Origin of the sequence: Streptomyces sp. NPDC088794 (assembly GCF_044750545.1) — a bacterium.
Taxonomy (GTDB): Bacteria; Actinomycetota; Actinomycetes; order Streptomycetales; family Streptomycetaceae; genus Streptomyces.
The window spans coordinates 639277-657890 of sequence record NZ_JBIVKB010000002.1 but is presented as its reverse complement, the minus strand read 5'-3'; the positions used below and the strand labels follow the sequence as shown (position 1 = coordinate 657890).

Annotated in this window: 18 protein-coding genes; 17 read left to right on the top strand and 1 reads right to left on the bottom strand. The window is 67.4% G+C overall.

The window, feature by feature from the left end; translation table 11 throughout:
* The first annotated feature begins 7 nt into the window (after positions 1–7).
* The 3 genes from fusA (at position 8) to ACIP6U_RS07595 (ending at position 5050) form a co-directional block, all read left to right on the top strand.
* Positions 8–2137 (top strand): elongation factor G, encoded by a 2130-nt coding sequence (fusA, locus tag ACIP6U_RS07605; protein ID WP_401714039.1) that lies wholly within the window; start codon positions 8–10, stop codon positions 2135–2137.
* Between the two features lie 142 nt (positions 2138–2279).
* Positions 2280–3473 carry an elongation factor Tu gene (tuf, locus tag ACIP6U_RS07600; protein WP_123998321.1) on the top strand — a complete coding sequence of 398 codons (1194 nt, stop codon included), beginning with the start codon at positions 2280–2282 and terminating at the stop codon, positions 3471–3473.
* 326 nt (positions 3474–3799) lie between these two features.
* Positions 3800–5050: an acyltransferase family protein gene (locus tag ACIP6U_RS07595; protein ID WP_401714036.1), complete on the top strand. Its 1251-nt coding sequence runs from the start codon at positions 3800–3802 to the stop codon at positions 5048–5050.
* A 36-nt stretch (positions 5051–5086) separates the two neighbouring features.
* Here ACIP6U_RS07595 and ACIP6U_RS07590 read toward each other — a convergent pair whose 3' ends face one another.
* Positions 5087–6424, bottom strand: a complete 1338-nt coding sequence (locus ACIP6U_RS07590; protein ID WP_401714034.1) for a S41 family peptidase — start codon at positions 6422–6424, stop codon at positions 5087–5089.
* A gap of 199 nt (positions 6425–6623) precedes the next feature.
* On the opposite strand from ACIP6U_RS07590, the gene ACIP6U_RS07585 reads away from it, so the two are divergent.
* The 14 genes from ACIP6U_RS07585 to rpsC all read left to right on the top strand — a co-directional run bounded on the left by ACIP6U_RS07585 (position 6624) and on the right by rpsC (position 18611).
* On the top strand, positions 6624–11225 hold the full coding sequence (locus tag ACIP6U_RS07585) for a DUF6531 domain-containing protein (RefSeq protein ID WP_401714032.1): 4602 nt from the start codon (positions 6624–6626) through the stop codon (positions 11223–11225).
* A gap of 11 nt (positions 11226–11236) precedes the next feature.
* Positions 11237–11989: a hypothetical protein gene (locus tag ACIP6U_RS07580; protein WP_401714031.1), complete on the top strand. Its 753-nt coding sequence runs from the start codon at positions 11237–11239 to the stop codon at positions 11987–11989.
* A complete protein-coding gene (locus ACIP6U_RS07575) occupies positions 11982–12365 on the top strand; it encodes a hypothetical protein (RefSeq protein ID WP_401714029.1) in 384 nt (127 codons plus the stop codon). The genes ACIP6U_RS07580 and ACIP6U_RS07575 overlap by 8 nt, the downstream gene beginning before the upstream one ends.
* A 4-nt stretch (positions 12366–12369) precedes the next feature.
* Positions 12370–12969, top strand: a complete 600-nt coding sequence (locus ACIP6U_RS07570) for a hypothetical protein (RefSeq protein WP_401714028.1) — start codon at positions 12370–12372, stop codon at positions 12967–12969.
* Between the two features lie 56 nt (positions 12970–13025).
* Positions 13026–13439, top strand: coding sequence for a hypothetical protein (locus ACIP6U_RS07565; RefSeq protein WP_401714026.1), 414 nt, complete (start codon positions 13026–13028; stop codon positions 13437–13439).
* Positions 13436–13888 (top strand): hypothetical protein, encoded by a 453-nt coding sequence (locus tag ACIP6U_RS07560; RefSeq protein ID WP_401714025.1) that lies wholly within the window; start codon positions 13436–13438, stop codon positions 13886–13888. Before ACIP6U_RS07565 ends, ACIP6U_RS07560 begins: the two co-directional genes overlap by 4 nt.
* Positions 13889–14167: 279 nt before the next feature.
* A complete protein-coding gene (gene rpsJ / locus ACIP6U_RS07555) occupies positions 14168–14476 on the top strand; it encodes a 30S ribosomal protein S10 (protein ID WP_003948644.1) in 309 nt (102 codons plus the stop codon).
* Between the two features lie 17 nt (positions 14477–14493).
* Entirely contained in the window at positions 14494–15138 is a 645-nt protein-coding gene (gene rplC / locus ACIP6U_RS07550) for a 50S ribosomal protein L3 (RefSeq protein WP_123998314.1), read from the top strand.
* Between the two features lie 7 nt (positions 15139–15145).
* Positions 15146–15802 (top strand): 50S ribosomal protein L4, encoded by a 657-nt coding sequence (gene rplD, locus ACIP6U_RS07545; RefSeq protein WP_401714023.1) that lies wholly within the window; start codon positions 15146–15148, stop codon positions 15800–15802.
* Positions 15802–16221: a 50S ribosomal protein L23 gene (gene rplW / locus ACIP6U_RS07540; RefSeq protein ID WP_401714021.1), complete on the top strand. Its 420-nt coding sequence runs from the start codon at positions 15802–15804 to the stop codon at positions 16219–16221. The genes rplD and rplW overlap by 1 nt, the downstream gene beginning before the upstream one ends.
* A 38-nt stretch (positions 16222–16259) precedes the next feature.
* A complete protein-coding gene (gene rplB, locus ACIP6U_RS07535; RefSeq protein WP_123998311.1) occupies positions 16260–17096 on the top strand; it encodes a 50S ribosomal protein L2 in 837 nt (278 codons plus the stop codon).
* A 12-nt stretch (positions 17097–17108) separates the two neighbouring features.
* On the top strand, positions 17109–17390 hold the full coding sequence (gene rpsS / locus ACIP6U_RS07530; protein ID WP_030930516.1) for a 30S ribosomal protein S19: 282 nt from the start codon (positions 17109–17111) through the stop codon (positions 17388–17390).
* A 40-nt stretch (positions 17391–17430) separates the two neighbouring features.
* Positions 17431–17778, top strand: a complete 348-nt coding sequence (gene rplV / locus ACIP6U_RS07525; RefSeq protein WP_003974262.1) for a 50S ribosomal protein L22 — start codon at positions 17431–17433, stop codon at positions 17776–17778.
* Positions 17778–18611, top strand: coding sequence for a 30S ribosomal protein S3 (gene rpsC, locus ACIP6U_RS07520; RefSeq protein ID WP_401714019.1), 834 nt, complete (start codon positions 17778–17780; stop codon positions 18609–18611). The genes rplV and rpsC overlap by 1 nt, the downstream gene beginning before the upstream one ends.
* Positions 18612–18614 lie beyond the last annotated feature (3 nt).

Sequence of the window (18614 nt, the reverse complement as noted above, 5' to 3'; positions counted from 1 at the left end):
AAGCCTTATGGCTACTACTTCACTTGACCTGGCCAAGGTCCGCAACATCGGGATCATGGCCCACATCGACGCGGGCAAGACGACCACCACCGAGCGGATCCTCTTCTACACCGGCGTCAGCTACAAGATCGGTGAAGTCCACGACGGCGCCGCCACCATGGACTGGATGGAGCAGGAGCAGGAGCGTGGCATCACGATCACCTCTGCTGCCACCACCTGTCACTGGCCGCTTGAGGACGACGACTACACGATCAACATCATCGACACCCCCGGGCACGTCGACTTCACCGTCGAGGTGGAGCGTTCGCTCCGCGTCCTCGACGGCGCCGTCACCGTGTTCGACGGCGTGGCCGGTGTCGAGCCGCAGTCCGAGACGGTGTGGCGTCAGGCCGACCGTTACGGCGTGCCGCGCATCTGCTTCGTGAACAAGCTGGACCGTACCGGCGCCGAGTTCCACCGCTGCGTGGACATGATCTCGGACCGCCTGGGCGCCGTGCCGCTCATCATGCAGCTGCCGATCGGTGCCGAGGCCGACTTCAAGGGCGTCGTGGACCTGGTCCGCATGAAGGCGCTCGTGTGGTCCGCCGAGGCCGCCAAGGGCGAGATGTACGACGTCGTCGACATCCCGGCCACGCACACCGAGGCTGCCGAGGAGTACCGCGGCAAGCTGGTCGAGGCGGTCGCGGAGAACGACGACGAGATCATGGAGCTGTTCCTGGAGGGCCAGGAGCCCACCGAGGAGCAGCTGTACGCCGCGATCCGTCGTATCACCATCGCGTCCGGCAAGTCCGACGGCATCACGGTCACCCCGGTGTTCTGTGGCACCGCGTTCAAGAACAAGGGCGTTCAGCCCCTGCTCGACGCGGTCGTGCGCTACCTGCCGACCCCCCTGGACGTCGAGGCCATCGAGGGCCACGACGTCAAGGACCCCGAGGTCGTCGTCAAGCGCAAGCCGTCCGTGGACGAGCCGCTGTCCGCGCTCGCGTTCAAGATCATGAGCGACCCGCACCTGGGCAAGCTCACCTTCGTCCGGGTGTACTCGGGCCGCCTGGAGACCGGCACCGCGGTGCTGAACTCCGTCAAGGGCAAGAAGGAGCGCATCGGCAAGATCTACCGCATGCACGCGAACAAGCGTGAGGAGATCGAAGCGGTGGGCGCCGGCGACATCGTCGCCGTCATGGGCCTGAAGCAGACCACCACCGGTGAGACGCTGTGCGACGAGAAGCAGCCGGTGATCCTGGAGTCCATGGACTTCCCGGCGCCGGTCATCCAGGTCGCCATCGAGCCCAAGTCCAAGGGCGACCAGGAGAAGCTGGGTGTCGCCATCCAGCGTCTCGCGGAGGAGGACCCCTCCTTCCACGTCCACTCGGACGAGGAGACGGGCCAGACCATTCTCGGCGGTATGGGCGAGCTGCACCTCGAGGTGCTGGTCGACCGTATGAAGCGCGAGTTCAAGGTCGAGGCCAACGTCGGCAAGCCGCAGGTCGCGTACCGCGAGACGATCCGCAAGAGCGTCGAGCGTCACGACTACACCCACAAGAAGCAGACCGGTGGTACCGGTCAGTTCGCCAAGGTGCAGATCGCGATCGAGCCGATCACCGAGTCGGACGGCCCGGCGTACGAGTTCGTGAACAAGGTCACCGGTGGCCGTATCCCGCGGGAGTACATCCCGTCGGTGGACGCCGGTGCGCAGGAGGCCATGCAGTTCGGCATCCTGGCCGGCTACGAGATGACGGGCGTCCGCGTCATTCTTCTCGACGGCGGCTACCACGAGGTCGACTCCTCCGAGCTCGCCTTCAAGATCGCCGGCTCGCAGGCCTTCAAGGAGGCCGCCCGCAAGGCCAGCCCCGTGCTGCTCGAGCCGATGATGGCCGTCGAGGTCACCACGCCCGAGGACTACATGGGTGAGGTCATCGGCGACATCAACTCCCGCCGTGGTCAGATCCAGGCCATGGAGGAGCGTGCCGGTGCCCGCGTCGTGAAGGGCCTCGTGCCCCTCTCGGAGATGTTCGGCTACGTCGGCGACCTCCGCAGCAAGACCTCGGGTCGCGCAAGCTACTCGATGCAGTTCGACTCCTACGCCGAGGTTCCCCGGAACGTCGCCGAGGAGATCATCGCGAAGGCCAAGGGCGAGTAACACACCCCGTTTACACGCTTTAGGCTTGACACCGACCGCCGGGGCTCACCCGGGAGGGCAGACCCCGGCGGGCGGCACCCCAGCAAAGATCACCTGGCGCCGATGAGTAAGGCGTACCAGAACCACTCCACAGGAGGACCCAGTGGCGAAGGCGAAGTTCGAGCGGACTAAGCCGCACGTCAACATCGGCACCATCGGTCACATCGACCACGGTAAGACGACCCTCACGGCCGCCATTACCAAGGTGCTGCACGACGCGTTTCCGGACCTGAACGAGGCCTCGGCCTTCGACCAGATCGACAAGGCTCCTGAGGAGCGCCAGCGCGGTATCACGATCTCGATCGCGCACGTCGAGTACCAGACGGAGACCCGTCACTACGCCCACGTCGACTGCCCCGGTCACGCGGACTACATCAAGAACATGATCACCGGTGCGGCCCAGATGGACGGCGCCATCCTCGTGGTCGCCGCCACCGACGGCCCGATGCCGCAGACCAAGGAGCACGTGCTCCTGGCCCGCCAGGTCGGCGTTCCGTACATCGTCGTCGCCCTGAACAAGGCCGACATGGTGGACGACGAGGAGATCCTGGAGCTCGTCGAGCTCGAGGTTCGTGAGCTGCTCTCCGAGTACGAGTTCCCGGGCGACGACCTGCCGGTCGTCAAGGTCTCGGCGCTCAAGGCCCTTGAGGGCGACAAGGAGTGGGGCCAGTCCGTCCTCGACCTGATGAAGGCCGTCGACGAGAACATCCCGCAGCCCGAGCGTGACGTCGACAAGCCGTTCCTCATGCCCATCGAGGACGTCTTCACGATCACCGGTCGCGGTACGGTCGTCACCGGCCGTATCGAGCGTGGTGTCCTGAAGGTCAACGAGACCGTCGACATCATCGGCATCAAGACCGAGAAGACCACCACCACGGTCACCGGCATCGAGATGTTCCGCAAGCTGCTCGACGAGGGCCAGGCCGGTGAGAACGTCGGTCTCCTCCTCCGTGGCATCAAGCGCGAGGACGTCGAGCGCGGCCAGGTCATCATCAAGCCCGGCTCGGTCACCCCGCACACGGAGTTCGAGGCCCAGGCGTACATCCTGTCCAAGGACGAGGGTGGCCGTCACACGCCGTTCTTCAACAACTACCGTCCCCAGTTCTACTTCCGTACGACGGACGTGACCGGCGTCGTGACCCTCCCCGAGGGCACCGAGATGGTCATGCCGGGTGACAACACCGAGATGAAGGTGGAGCTCATCCAGCCCGTCGCCATGGAAGAGGGCCTGAAGTTCGCCATCCGTGAGGGTGGCCGGACGGTCGGCGCCGGCCAGGTCACCAAGATCAACAAGTAGTTCTGTTGGTCTGACCCGGTAGCTCCAACGCGAGTTCCAGAAAAGGTCCGTACGACTTCGGTCGTACGGACCTTTTCGTTTGCGGGGCCCATTCGTTGCCGGGCCCTTCTGCTGTCGGGCCTTTCTGCTGTCGGGCCACGGCGATGATTCCTGGGTGAAGTCTTGGAGAACCTTGTGAGGCGTCTTTTCGAGGACTGAGCCAATTCCGGGCGGCCGGTGCACCGAATGTTCTTGTCTGTTCGCTGTGGGGTGGTTGTGACGGCCTAGCGTGGAGGGCTCGTAGGGCCGGCGGGGCCAGGACGCACACAGGGGATGGCTGGAGTCTGATGCGTGAGGCGCACAGCGGATCGTTGATCGTCACCGGCGGCACCAAGGGCGGCATCAAGGGCGGGGTCCCGCAGCAACGACAGCTGCTGGACGACGTACCGACCCAGCAGCTGCGGACGGTACGGCCGGGACAGCACAGGACGGCCCCGAGTGTCCCGAGCACCCCGAGCGCCCCCGTCCGACGTGAACGCCCGCGCCTGTACGCCATCGATGGCATCCGTCTGGTCGCCGCGCTGATGGTGGCGGTGCACCACTACGCGGGCACGTACCGCGTGAACCAGCCGCACAACGCCATCTGGGACCGGCCGGTGTCGGACATCATGCCGACGGTGTTCCATGTCGCGACCTACGGCTGGATCGGCGTCGAGATCTTCTTCGTCATCAGCGGTTTCGTGATCTGCATGTCGTGCTGGGGCCGCACCCCGAGGCAGTTCTTCACCTCCCGGGTGATGCGGCTCTACCCGGCCTACTGGTTCGCCATCGCCTTCACCACGGCCGTGCTCGTCGCCCTGCCGGGCGTCTGGGACCGGCAGCGGCCGCGCGACACCCTCCTCAACTTCACGATGCTGCAAGCGGGTTCGAAGGTCGGCAACGTCGACGGCGTCTACTGGACCCTCTGGTCGGAGCTCCGCTTCTACCTCCTCTTCCTCGTCGTCGTCGCCATGGGTCTGACGTACCGCAGGGTCGTGCTGTTCTGCTGTCTGTGGGGCGCGGCGGCGATGCTCGCGCCGGTCGCGAAGTTCCCGCTGCTGGAGCTGGTCGCCAACCCCGAGGGCGCCTGGTACTTCATCGCCGGCCTCGCCCTCTACCTCATGTACCGCTTCGGCCAGGACCTGCTGCTGTGGGGCATCCTCGGGATGGCCTGGCTGATGGGCCAGCGCGAACTGGGCCTGCGGATCGACGAGGTCGAGCATGTGTCGGGGTGGCGGGGGAGCGTGGCGATCTTCACCGTCTTCCTGCTGGTCATGGTCGCGATCGCCCTCGGCGCGACGGACCGCGTCCAGTGGAAGTGGCTGGTGACGGCCGGTGCGATGACGTATCCGCTGTACCTGATGCACTACGTGGCCGGTACGACGCTGATCCACCGGCTCAAGGACACGATGGACGCGCGGCTGCTGGTCGCGGTGGTCATCGCCGGCTTCATGGCGCTGAGTTGGCTCGTGCACCGGCTGGTGGAGCGGCCGGTGGCGGGGCTGATGAAGCGGGGGTTGGACACGTCGTTCGCACGGCTGCGGAACGCGGGGTCGTAGGGGCGGGGTGCCGCTCCGGGGCCGGTGGGTTCGTGTTCAGGACCGGCGCAGTACGTTCACCGCGGTGTCGAAGGCGGAGTCCCGGTTCTTCGCGAACTCCTCCTTCGTGAACACCGGTTCGGTCAGCTGGGGCGGGATGCCGGTGCCGTCGAAGGTGCGGCCGGTGCGGGTCAGGAACTCCTCGTTGGGCAGCCAGGCGACCATGCCGTTCGGCAGCCGGCGGGCCATGGTGTCGGAGAAGACGCCCTGGGTGGCCTGACCGATCCGGACGGTCCGGCCCGGTCGGTCGATGAGGGCCTGCGTGAAGGTCTCCCCGGCGCTCACGGTGGAACCACCGGTGAGTACGGCGATCGGGCCCGTGTAGCGCGGTGCCTTGGCCGGCGTGACGCGGATCGGCTCGGGACGCGTGAACCGGGTCGGGTCGGCGGGGTCGTTGCGGGCGCGCTTGGCGTAGGCGACGTAGGGCGTGTCCGTGAGGCGCTCGGCGATGTGGATGCCGAGGGAGTCGGCGCCGCCGCCGTTGACGCGGAGGTCGATGATCAGGCCGCGGAGGTGCCGGGTGCGGTCGGGGGTGAGTACGGCGGTCAGGGCGCGGTCGAGTTCGGTGAGATCGGCGGCGTAGGAGTCGTCGTCGGGGTTGTAGCCGGAGAAGGTGGCGATGCGGAGGTATCCCAGGGTGCCGGTTCCACCCTTGAGGTCGGCGTAGGTGATCAGGCCACCGGCGAATTCCTGTACGGGTGAGGCGCCCTTGAGGTCCCTCGCGATGACGAACTTCCGTACCTTGTCGTTGAGTTCCGGGCCGGGAATCTCGGTGCCGGGGCGGCCTTCGCCGTAATGGCGGTCACCGTCCTGGACGACGACGTGGGCGTCGTGCAGGGGCTTCACCATGCGGCTGAAGAGCGCGAACAGCTCGTCGCGGGTGGTGTCCGCGTGGACCTGCGGGCGGTAACGGTCCCGGACGGCCCGCCAGTCGATGCCCTTGGCGGCGAAGAAGGGGTAGTTCTCCTCGAACGACTGCCAGAAGACGTCGAAGGCGGCGCGGGGGTCGTCGGCGGGGAGCGGGTGGGCGCAGGCGGCGGGGAGGGCGGCGTGGTCGTGGTCGGGCCCCGGCCGCACGGTCAGCACGGCACCGCCCGTGGTGTACGTCCCCGGACCCGACCGCGCGGCGAAGTCGCCCTTGACGCAGCTGACGGCGGTCGTCTGGTACTCCTGTAGGCCGTCCTCGGTGAGGGCGAGGACGGTGCCGTAGCCGTCCGTGCGCCAGAGGGTGGGGGTGCGGAGGCCCGGGCCTTCGGAGCCGGCGACGGCGGCCGGGGCCGCGACCGCGGCGAGGGTGAGGGCGACGGCCGGGACGAGGGCGAGGCTGGTGCGCACGGTGGGGTCCTCTCGATGGCGATGTCTCCACGGTGACGGCGAGATCACCGGGGGACCATCCGGCCCGCTGGTGCTTGGGGGGTGGGGAGAGCCCCAGGCCCGGTGACCGGGATGCCCTTCACATCGAAACTCCGTGCCGGGTAAGTTCGCGTGTGCATACGGGTGTTGATGGTGTGGTGCGCGTGACGGGGGTTGCGGGATGGCGGGGTATCGGCCTTCGGACTGGCATGTGCTGGATCTGGACAGGGATCCGACGCCGGGTGATCCGGATCGTGTGCGCTCGTTGGCGAAGCAGTTGCACGACTTTGCGGATGACGTGTCGGATGCGTTGCGTCTGGTCAAGGGGATGGCTGAGGACGATGCGACGTTGCAGTGGGCGGGGAAGTCGGCGGAGGTGTTCCGGGATCAGTTCTCGGGTGTGCCGAAGAATCTGAAGAAGCTGAAGAAGTCGTACGAGTTGTGCGGGAACGCACTGACTGATTTCTGGCCGAAGCTGGAGCGGGCGCAGGCGCTGGCGGACAAGGCGCTCGTGAAGGCGCGGGAGGCGCGCAGCAACCTCTCGTCCGCCCAGTCGCGGTTGTCCTCTGCTGACTCGTGGGTGACGCGGGCGTCGAAGGAATCGGACAAGTACAAAGACGATCCGACCGGCAGCAAGTCGGATGCGGACAAGCCGGATGAGGCGAAGGTCCGCGCCGCTACACGTGATGTGCAGAACGCCAAGTCGGCCCACACCAAAGCCCAGTCGGACGTCTCCGATGCCCAGGATGCGTTGGCCGCGGCGAAGAAGATGGCGGCTGATGCGCGGCAGATGCGGGACGAGGCGGCGGGGGACGCGAAGCGGAAGATCGACGAGGCGTCGGACGCGGGTATTCAGAACCGGTCGTGGTGGGAGGACGTGGGGGACTGGTTCGAGGACAACTGGGACACCATCGTCACGGTCTGCAAGGTGGTCGTGGCGGTGCTCGGCATCGTCGCGATGATCATCGGTGGGCCGATTCTGGGCGCGATCGTGCTCATTGCCGCCCTCGTCGTTCTGGCCGACACGCTCTACAAGTATTCGAAGGGCCAGGCGTCCCTATGGGACGTGGCGTTCGCGGCGCTGGACTGCATACCCGGCGGCAAGGGCATCACCAGTCTCGGCAAGCTCGCCAAGGGCATGAAGACGCTCGGCAAGGGCGGGCTGAAGGCCATGGCGAAGGGTCTTGGAAAGGGGCTGCGCAGGGAGGCCGACGACGCTGTCGCGAAGAGCAAGCCGGGTGAGGGGAGGTGCCTCAACGGCGATCCGATCGACATGGTCTCGGGCGAGATGTTCATGGGGCACACCGATGTCGAACTGCCCGGCCTGCTTCCCCTGATCCTGCGCCGTACCCACGTGTCGAGCTACGCCTCCGGACACTGGTTCGGACCCTCCTGGGCCTCGACCCTCGACGAACGCCTCGAACTCGACGGCGAGGGTGTCCTCTTCGCAGGGGAGGACGGGATGGTGCTCGTCTATCCGATCCCCGCCCAGGGCGCGTCGGTGATGCCTCTCGAAGGGCCGTGCTGGCCCCTCGACTGGGACGGTGGGCCGGGGGCACCCATCCGGATCACCGATCCCGCCACGGGGCGCGTGAGGCATTTCGCGGCGCCGCACGAGCAGCCCGCCCACGCCGATACCTTCACGCTTCCGCTCGTCGCCGTGTCCGATCGCAATGGTCATCGGATCACCGTCGACCGCGACGAGCGCGGTACGCCCGTCGGTCTGCGGCACTCCGGTGGATACCACGTCCACGTCGACACCGACGGCGAGCGGATCACACGGCTGCGGCTGAGCGACCCCGATGCGGGCCCTGAGGGCGTCACCCTTCTCCGGTACGGCTACAGCCCCGAGGGCAACCTCACCGAGATCCACAACTCAAGCGGTCTTCCGTACCGGCTGACGTACGACGACCGGGAACGCGTCACCTCGTGGACCGACCGCAACGGATCCTGGTACCGCTACACGTACGACGCGCTCGACCGTTGCATACGGGGAGAGGGGGCCGACGGCTTCCTCAGCTGCGCGGTCGTCTATGACGAGGACGTCCGGGAGACGCGGTACACCAACTCCCTCGGCCACACCACGGTCCATCGCTACAACGACCTCCTCCAGCGCACGGAAGTCACCGATGCCCTGGGGCGCACGGTCCGCACCGAATGGGACCGGCACAACCGGCAGGTGTCCCGCACCGACGCGTCGGGGCACACCACTACCTTCGAGTACGACCCGCGCGGAAACCTCGTCACCATCACACGCCCCGACGGATACCGCACCACGGCGGAGTACGACGAACTCGACCTTCCGGTCCGAGTGGTCGAAGCCGACGGAGCCGTCTGGCAGCAGAACTTCGACGCACGGGGCAACCGGCTGAGGACCGTCGACCCGGCGGGGAACTCACGTCAGTACGCCTACGACGGGCAGGGGCGGCTCACGGCCGTGACCGATGCCCTCGGCCATGTGCGGCGCACCGAACGCAATCCGGAGGGGCTCTCGGTCGGCGAGACCGACGCCCTCGGCCACACGACCGTCGCGCGGCGGGACGCGTTCGGCCGGATCACGAGCGTCGTCGACGCCTCGGGCGGGGTCGAGCACATGGGCTGGACGGTCGAAGGAGCGCCGGCCTGGCGGGTCGCCGCCGACGGCAGCCGGGAGAGCTGGGAGTGGGACGGGGAGGGCAACCTCGTCGCGCACGTCGACCGGACCGGCCGGCGGTCCGCCGTCCGGACGGGACACTTCCACCAACCCACCAGCCGGACCGACCGCGCCGGCGTCGAACACCGCTTCACCTATGACACCGAGGTGAACCTGACCAAGGTGACGAATCCGCAGGGCCGTACCTGGGAGTACGTCTACGACGCGACCAACCGCCTGCTCTCGGAGACCGACTTCGAGGGGCGCACGCTCACCTACACCTATGACGCCGCGGGCCGCATGGCATCCCGTACCAATGGCGCGGGCGAGGAGATCGTCCTGATCCGCGACGAGCTGGGCCGGACGGTCGAGCAGCACATCGGTGATCGGACGACACGCTTCACCTACGACCCCGCGGGCCGCCTCCTGCGGGCCGTGGGCGCCGACTGCACGCTGGAGAGCTCGTACAGCGTCACAGGGCGTCTGGTGCGTGAGGTCCTCGACGGCGCCGAGACCACCTACGCATACGACGCCCTCGGGCGCCGCGTGGAGCGCCGTACCCCCAGCGGAACGGTCTCCACCTGGACCTATGACGCGGTGGGCCGTCCGGCGTCGCTGGCAGCCGCCGGGCACACCGTGACCTTCGACTACGACGCTCTGGGGCGTGAACTGTCCCGCGCGTTCGGGGACTTCGCGACGCTCACCCAGGCATGGGACGACATGGGGCGCCTGGTCGGGCAGCAGGTCCGCGGCACCCGCCAACCCGGTGAAGTCCTCCTTGAGGAACGGTCGTACGGATACCGCCCCGACGGCCTCCTGGCGGAGATCACCGAACTCACCACCGGGCGGCGCACGTTCGACCTCGACCCGGCGGGGCGTGTCACCGCCGTGCGCGCCCGGAACTGGACCGAGAGCTACGCGTACGACGCCCTCGGCAACATCAGCGAGTCGATCGCGCCGTCCGGCGGCGAGCGGCCCACCGAGCGCGAGTACACCGGCACGCGACTCGTGCGGTCGGGCCGGACGACGTACGAGTACGACGGTCAGGGGCGCCCGGTCCGGACCGTGAAGAGGCTGCTCAACGGGCAGAAGCGCGTCGCCGCCTTCACCTGGGACGCGCAGGACAGGCTGACGGCGGCCGTCACACCCGAGGGCGACCGATGGCGATACCGGTACGACCCCACAGGGCGGCGGTGTGCCAAGGCCCGCCTGGACTCCGGCGGCGAGGTGGTCGAGGAGACCCGGTTCACCTGGGACGGCACGAGGGTCGGCGAACAGCGGACGGACAAGGCGGAGGCGATCACCTGGGACTACTTCTCCGGTACCCATCGCCCGCTGACCCAGGTTCACCGGGACGCCGACGGGACCCGGTTCCACGGGGTCGTGACGGACACGGTGGGTTCGCCGACCGAACTGGTCAGCAGTGAGGGCGAGTTGGCGTGGCAGCGCAGAACGGAGCTGTGGGGACGGGCACGGGAGTCGGACCCGTCCGCGCAGCCGTCCGGTACCGCGGTCGACTGTCCACTGCGCTTTCCAGGACAGTACGCCGACGCCGAGACCGGCTGGCACTACAACTACGCGCGCTACTACGACCCCGACAACGCGCGTTACCTCACCCCCGACCCGTTGGGCCTGGCCCCGCAGCCCAATCACTACGCCTACGTCCCCCACCCCTTCTCCTTCACGGACCCGCTGGGGCTGGATCAGGTGCGCGGACCGGGGGGCCGGTACGCGAGGGATCCCGACGCCCCGGAGACCCGGCACAACCGATCGTCGGAGTACCCGCATCAGTACGAGACGTCGACGCACGAGGACATGGTCACGAGGTTCACCGACGAGGGGCGGGCGGCCGGCGGCTGGCCGCTGGACGAGCACGGAAACCGAATTCCCAGGGATCAGCTCACGTGGCGCAACAATGCGGGTGAAGTCATTCCGGCGGACTCGGCCACGCTCACCTACGACCACAATCCGCGTGTGGTCGAGCACTGGAACGAGACGGGATACAACACCAATTATGCGGAACGGGCAGATTGGTACAATGACACGACTGATATGGAACCGATGACCAGGGCCGACAACGGGCGTGACGGTCAGCGGGCTCCGAGATACCGTCAGGACACCGGTCCGAATTATTCGTGCAGAGGCGCTTAAGGGGAGGAATCATGGATCCGGCTGCTGTCGTGGCGGGCTTTCCAGGAGTTGAGGAGTTCGCGGGTGTTCCCGATGCGTGGCACTGGTCGCCGGTGCCGGGGCTGGACTTCGCGGCGGCTCTGAGCGCGGACGGACGGCACCTGTTTCAGGTGAGCGCCCGTGACACGTACGACGAGGAGCTGGTGCGGGCGATTCTCGTGACCGCGCGGGAGAACAGCTCCCGGTTGTTGGCCGAGGACGTATTGCTGGGCACCCAGCCGGGATTTCGCTTTCCGGGCCGCGACTTCGAGGTCGTCGCGGCGGCGAGGCCGGGTGTCCACCGGTACCACGAGGTTCAGCAGCCTGAATTGCAGAAGGTCACCTGGGCGGTATTTCCTGGATACTCGTGCGAGTTCGCGGCACCGGACCATTATTCTCTCGAAGACGCGCGTGAGAGTTTCATCAGGTTCCTTTCCCCGGCCGACCTGGACCGGGAACCCGTCCCTTTTCTCAGGCTGTGGTTCGACAACACGGTCACCAAGGGGGGGACGGACAACCCCGACGGGATCCTCGCGTTGCCGAAGACTCTGTACCGCGAGATCAAGCTGCTTGAGCGCGCGCCGGGCAGTTTCGTCCGGTTCGAGAACTTCCTGGGGCAGGGCTTCCGGGTCGAATGGGACGCAGAGCACGCCTGGACGCTGGGGGAGGAGTCCAAGGGCGGTGCGGCACGTCCCGTCGAACTCGCCGATCTGCTGGCGTTCGTGGAGAAGACTCTCTGTGGCTGAGCACCGGCTGCGTCTCTCGAACGCGGACGGCGACACGTGGGACGACCCCTCCGAGGAGCAGATCGACCGCCACTACTCCAGGCTCAACCTGCGCCACCGGTTCCTCGTTCTGGATCGGCTCGATGTGCCGGCAGCGGAGGTTGGTGAGCATTACCTGCAACTCGCCCTCAACGACGACTTCAGCGTGGTGATCGAGTACCGGGAGGGGGGTGCCGACGCCCACTACCGCGCCGAGGTGACCACACCGTCGGACCGGGGAGGCGACGAGATGGTGCGTCCGGTGCTTCTCGGTTGGGCGGCGGGCCGTCCGGGTTGGGGCGACGGGTTGTCGTGGGTGCGATGGGATACGGCACGGGAGCGTCCCTGGGATGCCTAGGCTCATGGATCTTCAGTCCGCCATCGCCGGATTCCCCGACGTGACCCCCCTCGAAGGCCTGCCCCACGCCTGGCAGTGGAGTCTCAACCCCGTGCTGCGCTACGCGGGCGTGCTGACCGCGGACGGGACGCGGCTGCTGCAGATGAACACGCGGGGGAAGTACAGCGAGGAGCTGACCCGTGCGGTGCTGTCCTTCGCACAGTCGCATGAAGGGGAGCTGCTCCAGGAGGGGCGGTTCCTCGGGGTCGTCGGGGGGTTCGGCGTTGCGGGGCGCGGCTTCGATGCCGTCGCGGTCGCCGATCCCGAGGTGGCGCAACTGCACAAGGTGCGGGATCCTGCCCTCACGCCGGTGACCTACGCGGTCTTCCTGCCTACGCCTGTGAATTCTCGGGCACCGAGACCCCAGGAGAAGATCCTGCTCCAGGAGATCCCGAAGCTGGAGAACGAGCCCGGCGGCTTCGTCGAGTTCGAGAACCGGCACGGGAAGGTCTGGCGTGCCGAGTGGGACAACGGCTGGTTCCTCGGGGAGGAGAGCGGCGCTGCGGCTCGTCCGGTCGCGCTCGCCGAGCTTCTTCCCTTCGTGAGCGCACGGTTGCGCGAATGAACGGGGTCAGGGGTGTCCAGGGGGTGCCAGGACCTCTTCCGGCCGATCATCGGGAGTTGACCCGTACCTATGGCACGGGCTGTTTCGACGAGTTTCTGTGGATCTTCGCGGACGGTGCGGCGAACGCCCGGCTCGACATCCGTCACCAGACCGAGCAGTTGCGGTCGACACTCCACGGCAAGCCGTTGGATGCGCTGAGGGGTGTGCTGAACGAGCACGGGGCCTGCCCCGGGGACCTGATCCAGTGGGGCGTGACCGACAATGCCGACGTGTTGGCGTGGATCGCGGTGGGGGAGCCCGACGACTGGCCGACGGTGATCATCCAGGCCGGGCAGCTCGGTGCCGTCGTCTCGACCGAGGGCTCGGCCGGCACGCTGCTCCGTCTTCTCGCGGGCTCGCTGCGGGTGCCGTTCTTCCCGGAGGACTTTCCGAGCGGGCATCCGGGGTTCTCCGTGGACCCGTATGCGTGAGCGCGGACATGGCTGCGCCTCGACTGCGCCTCTCGAACGCGGACGGCGACTCCTGGGACGACCCGTCCGAGGAGCAGATCGACCGCCACTACTCCAGGCTCAACCTGCGCCACCGGCTCCTCGTTCTGGATCGGCTCGACGTGCCGGCCGCGGAGGCCGGTGAGCACTACCTGCAGCTCGCTCTCAACGACGACTTCAGTTACTTCTCGGCTGGGCGGCGGGTCGCTCGGGATGGCGTGGCGGGCTGGAGTGGGTGCGGTGGGATACAGAGGGGGAGCGGCCGTGGGGTGCTTAGCGGCGCCGGGATTCCGGCGGAGGTGCAGGCCGGGACGCCACGCGGGTGGTACCTGTGTTTGACCTGCGTCACTCCCGGGGTATTCTCTCCGGCCCGATTGGCCAGGGCCCTGCGCCATATGGCAGACTGTCGGAGTTGCTCGGTCGAGTGTTGATGCTGCGCGCCTCCCGCCGGGAGGACCGGAAGCGAGTCCCACAGTACTCGTCGCCCTAACTGCCGTAAGGCAGCGCTGGGGCGGACGTACGGGAATCTTTCGGGAAGTGCGGTGCAGCGCCGGCCAGGCGCCCGGTGAACCTCTTTCTCAGGCAAGGGATGTTCGGACAAGGGACATCTGTGTCGGTGAGAGTGCGACACACCCGACCGCGTGGGTCGGAGGAAGTCGATGGAGCACCGGGTTCCAGAGCTGTAAAAGAGACAGGACTACTGAGTAGCCATGGCGGGACAGAAGATCCGCATCCGGCTCAAGGCCTACGACCACGAGGTCATCGACTCCTCGGCGAAGAAGATCGTCGAGACGGTGACCCGCACTGGTGCGTCGGTCGCGGGCCCGGTGCCGCTGCCCACTGAGAAGAACGTGTACTGCGTCATCAAGTCGCCGCACAAGTACAAGGACTCTCGCGAGCACTTCGAGATGCGCACGCACAAGCGCCTCATCGACATCCTCGACCCCACCCCCAAGACCGTTGACTCTCTGATGCGACTCGACCTCCCGGCCGGTGTCGACATCGAGATCAAGCTCTAGGGGTCGGTGAGCTGAAGATGGCAAAGCAGATCAAGGGCATCCTGGGCGAGAAGCTCGGCATGACGCAGGTGTGGGACGAGAACAACCGTGTTGTTCCCGTCACCGTCGTCAAGGCCGGCCCCAACGTCGTGACCCAGGTCCGTACGAACGACAGTGACGGCTACGAGTCGGTCCAGATCGCCTTCGGCGAGATCGACCCGCGCAAGGTGAACAAGCCCCTCAAGGGCCACTTCGCCAAGGCCGATGTCACCCCGCGTCGCCACCTCGTCGAGATCCGCACCGCGGCCGCCTCCGAGTACACGCTCGGCCAGGAGATCACCGCTGAGGTGTTCGAGGCCGGCGTGAAGGTCGACGTGACCGGCAAGAGCAAGGGCAAGGGCTTCGCCGGTGTCATGAAGCGTCACAACTTCAAGGGCCTCGGCGCCGGACACGGCACCCAGCGCAAGCACCGCTCTCCCGGCTCCATCGGTGGCTGTGCCACCCCGGGCCGTGTGTTCAAGGGCCTCCGCATGGCGGGTCGTATGGGCAACGAGCGGGTCACCACCCAGAACCTGACCGTCCACGCCGTTGACGCGGAGAAGGGCCTGCTCCTCATCAAGGGCGCGGTTCCTGGTCCGAACGGCGGCCTCGTCCTGGTCCGCACTGCGGCCAAGGGGGCCTGAGGTACCGATGAGCACTGTTGACATCCTTTCGCCTGCAGGCGAGAAGACCGGCTCCGTCGAGCTCCCCGCGGAGATCTTCGGCGTGGAGAAGATCAGCATCCCGCTGATCCACCAGGTCGTCGTCGCGCAGAACGCCGCTGCCCGCCAGGGCACGCACAAGACCAAGCGTCGCGGCGAAGTCCGTGGTGGCGGCAAGAAGCCGTACCGCCAGAAGGGCACCGGCCGCGCCCGTCAGGGCTCGACCCGTGCGCCGCAGTTCGCCGGCGGTGGCGTCGTCCACGGCCCGCAGCCGCGTGACTACTCGCAGCGGACCCCGAAGAAGATGAAGGCCGCGGCCCTGCGCCACGCCCTCACCGACCGGGCCCGCCATGACCGCATCCACGTCGTCTCCGGCGTGATCGAGGGCGACAACCCGTCCACGAAGGCCGCTCGGACGCTGTTCGGCAAGATCTCGGAGCGCAAGAACCTGCTCCTGGTCGTCGAGCGCGCCGACGAGGCCGCGTGGCTGTCCGCCCGCAACCTGCCCCAGGTGCACATCCTGGAGCCGGGCCAGCTGAACACGTACGACGTGATCGTCTCCGACGACGTGGTCTTCACCCAGGCCGCTTTCGAGTCCTTCGTGTCCGGCCCGCAGGCCACCGACACCGAAGGGAGCGAAGCCTGATGGCTACGCGTCACCCGAGCATTGCCCCCAAGGCGGCCAAGGCCGCCAAGGCCGCGCGCGTCGCCAAGGCGAAGCGCCACGCGACCGAGGGCAAGAACACCGTCGTCACTCCGCTCAGCAAGTCGTACACGGACCCCCGTGACGTGCTGCTGAAGCCGGTCGTGTCGGAGAAGAGCTACGCGCTCCTGGACGAGAACAAGTACACGTTCATCGTCGACCCGAACGCCAACAAGACCCAGATCAAGCAGGCCGTCCAGGCGGTCTTCTCGGTCAAGGTCACCGGGGTCAACACGATCAACCGCATCGGCAAGCGCAAGCGCACCAAGACCGGCTTCGGTCAGCGCGCGGGCAGCAAGCGAGCGATCGTGACCCTCGCTGAGGGCGACCGTATCGACATCTTCGGCGGTCCGTCCGCGTAAGCGGGTCGGATCGTCCGATATCGGACGAGGACTGAAAAATGGGAATCCGCAAGTACAAGCCGACTACGCCGGGCCGTCGTGGCTCCAGCGTCGCCGACTTCGTCGAGGTCACGCGGTCCACGCCGGAGAAGTCGCTGGTCCGCCCGCTGCACAGCAAGGGCGGCCGTAACAACGCCGGTCGTGTGACCGTTCGCCACCAGGGTGGCGGACACAAGCGCGCCTACCGTGTCATCGACTTCCGTCGCCATGACAAGGACGGCGTGCCGGCGAAGGTCGCGCACATCGAGTACGACCCCAACCGCACCGCGCGCATCGCGCTGCTGCACTACGCGGACGGCGAGAAGCGCTACATCCTCGCCCCGCGCAACCTGCAGCAGGGCGACCGCGTCGAGAACGGTCCCGGGGCCGACATCAAGCCGGGCAACAACCTGGCGCTGCGCAACATCCCCGTCGGTACGACGATCCACTCCGTGGAGCTTCGTCCGGGCGGTGGCGCCAAGTTCGCCCGTTCCGCCGGTGCCTCCGTGCAGCTGCTCGCGAAGGAGGGCTCGATGGCCCACCTCCGCATGCCGTCCGGTGAGATCCGTCTGGTCGACCAGCGCTGCCGCGCCACGGTCGGCGAGGTCGGCAACGCCGAGCAGAGCAACATCAACTGGGGCAAGGCCGGCCGCAAGCGCTGGCTGGGCGTCCGCCCGACCGTTCGCGGTGTGGCGATGAACCCGGTTGACCACCCCCACGGTGGTGGTGAGGGCAAGACCTCCGGTGGTCGCCACCCGGTCAGCCCCTGGGGTCAGAAGGAGGGTCGTACTCGTTCGCCGAAGAAGGCTTCGAACAAGTACATCGTCCGCCGCCGCAAGACGAACAAGAAGCGCTAGGAGCGGGTTTAGATGCCGCGCAGTCTCAAGAAGGGGCCTTTCGTCGACGAGCACCTCGCCAAGAAGGTGGATGCTCAGAACGAAGCCGGTTCCAAGAACGTCATCAAGACCTGGTCCCGCCGCTCGATGATCGTCCCGGCCATGCTGGGCCACACGATCGCGGTGCACAACGGCAAGACCCACATCCCGGTGTTTGTCACCGAGTCGATGGTCGGCCACAAGCTCGGCGAGTTCTCGCCGACGCGCACCTTCCGGGGTCACGTCAAGGACGACCGGAAGTCGAAGCGCCGCTAGCGCGGGGCGACCGACCATGACAAACACTGAAGGGACAACCATGGAAGCCAGGGCCCAGGCGCGGTACATCCGCGTCACGCCCATGAAGGCCCGCCGCGTGGTGGACCTCATCCGTGGCATGGACGCCACGGAGGCTCAGGCGGTCCTGCGTTTCGCCCCGCAGGCCGCGAGCGTGCCGGTCGGCAAGGTGCTGGACAGCGCCATTGCCAACGCCGCGCACAACTACGACCACACCGACGCCGACAGCCTCTTCATCTCCGAGGCCTACGTCGACGAGGGTCCGACCCTGAAGCGGTTCCGTCCGCGCGCCCAGGGTCGTGCCTACCGGATCCGCAAGCGGACCAGCCACATCACCGTGGTCGTCAGCAGCAAGGAAGGAACCCGGTAATGGGCCAGAAGGTTAACCCGCACGGGTTCCGGCTCGGCATCACCACGGACTTCAAGTCCCGGTGGTACGCCGACAAGCTGTACAAGGACTACGTCAAGGAAGACGTCGCCATCCGTCGGATGATGACGTCCGGCATGGAGCGCGCCGGCATCTCGAAGGTGGAGATCGAGCGCACCCGTGACCGTGTGCGTGTGGACATCCACACCGCGCGTCCGGGCATCGTCATCGGCCGCCGTGGCGCCGAGGCCGACCGCATCCGCGGTGACCTCGAGAAGCTCACGGGCAAGCAGGTCCAGCTGAACATCCTCGAGGTCAAGAACCCCGAGACGGATGCCCAGCTGGTCGCGCAGGCCGTCGCCGAGCAGCTCTCCTCCCGCGTCTCCTTCCGCCGCGCCATGCGTAAGAGCATGCAGTCGGCGATGAAGGCCGGCGCCAAGGGCATCAAGATCCAGTGCGGCGGTCGCCTCGGCGGCGCCGAGATGTCCCGCTCGGAGTTCTACCGCGAGGGCCGCGTGCCCCTGCACACGCTCCGCGCGAACGTGGACTACGGCTTCTTCGAGGCCAAGACGACCTTCGGCCGCATCGGCGTGAAGGTCTGGATCTACAAGGGCGATGTCAAGAACATCGCCGAGGTCCGCGCTGAGAACGCTGCCGCCCGTGCGGGTAACCGCCCGGCTCGCGGTGGCGGCGGCTCCGACCGTCCGGCCCGTGGTGGCCGTGGCGGTGGCGAGCGGCGCGGTCGCAAGCCGCAGCAGGCTGCCGGCGCCGAGGCCCCCAAGGCCGAGGCTCCCGCTGCCGCCGCTCCGGCTGAGAGCACCGGAACGGAGGCCTGACCG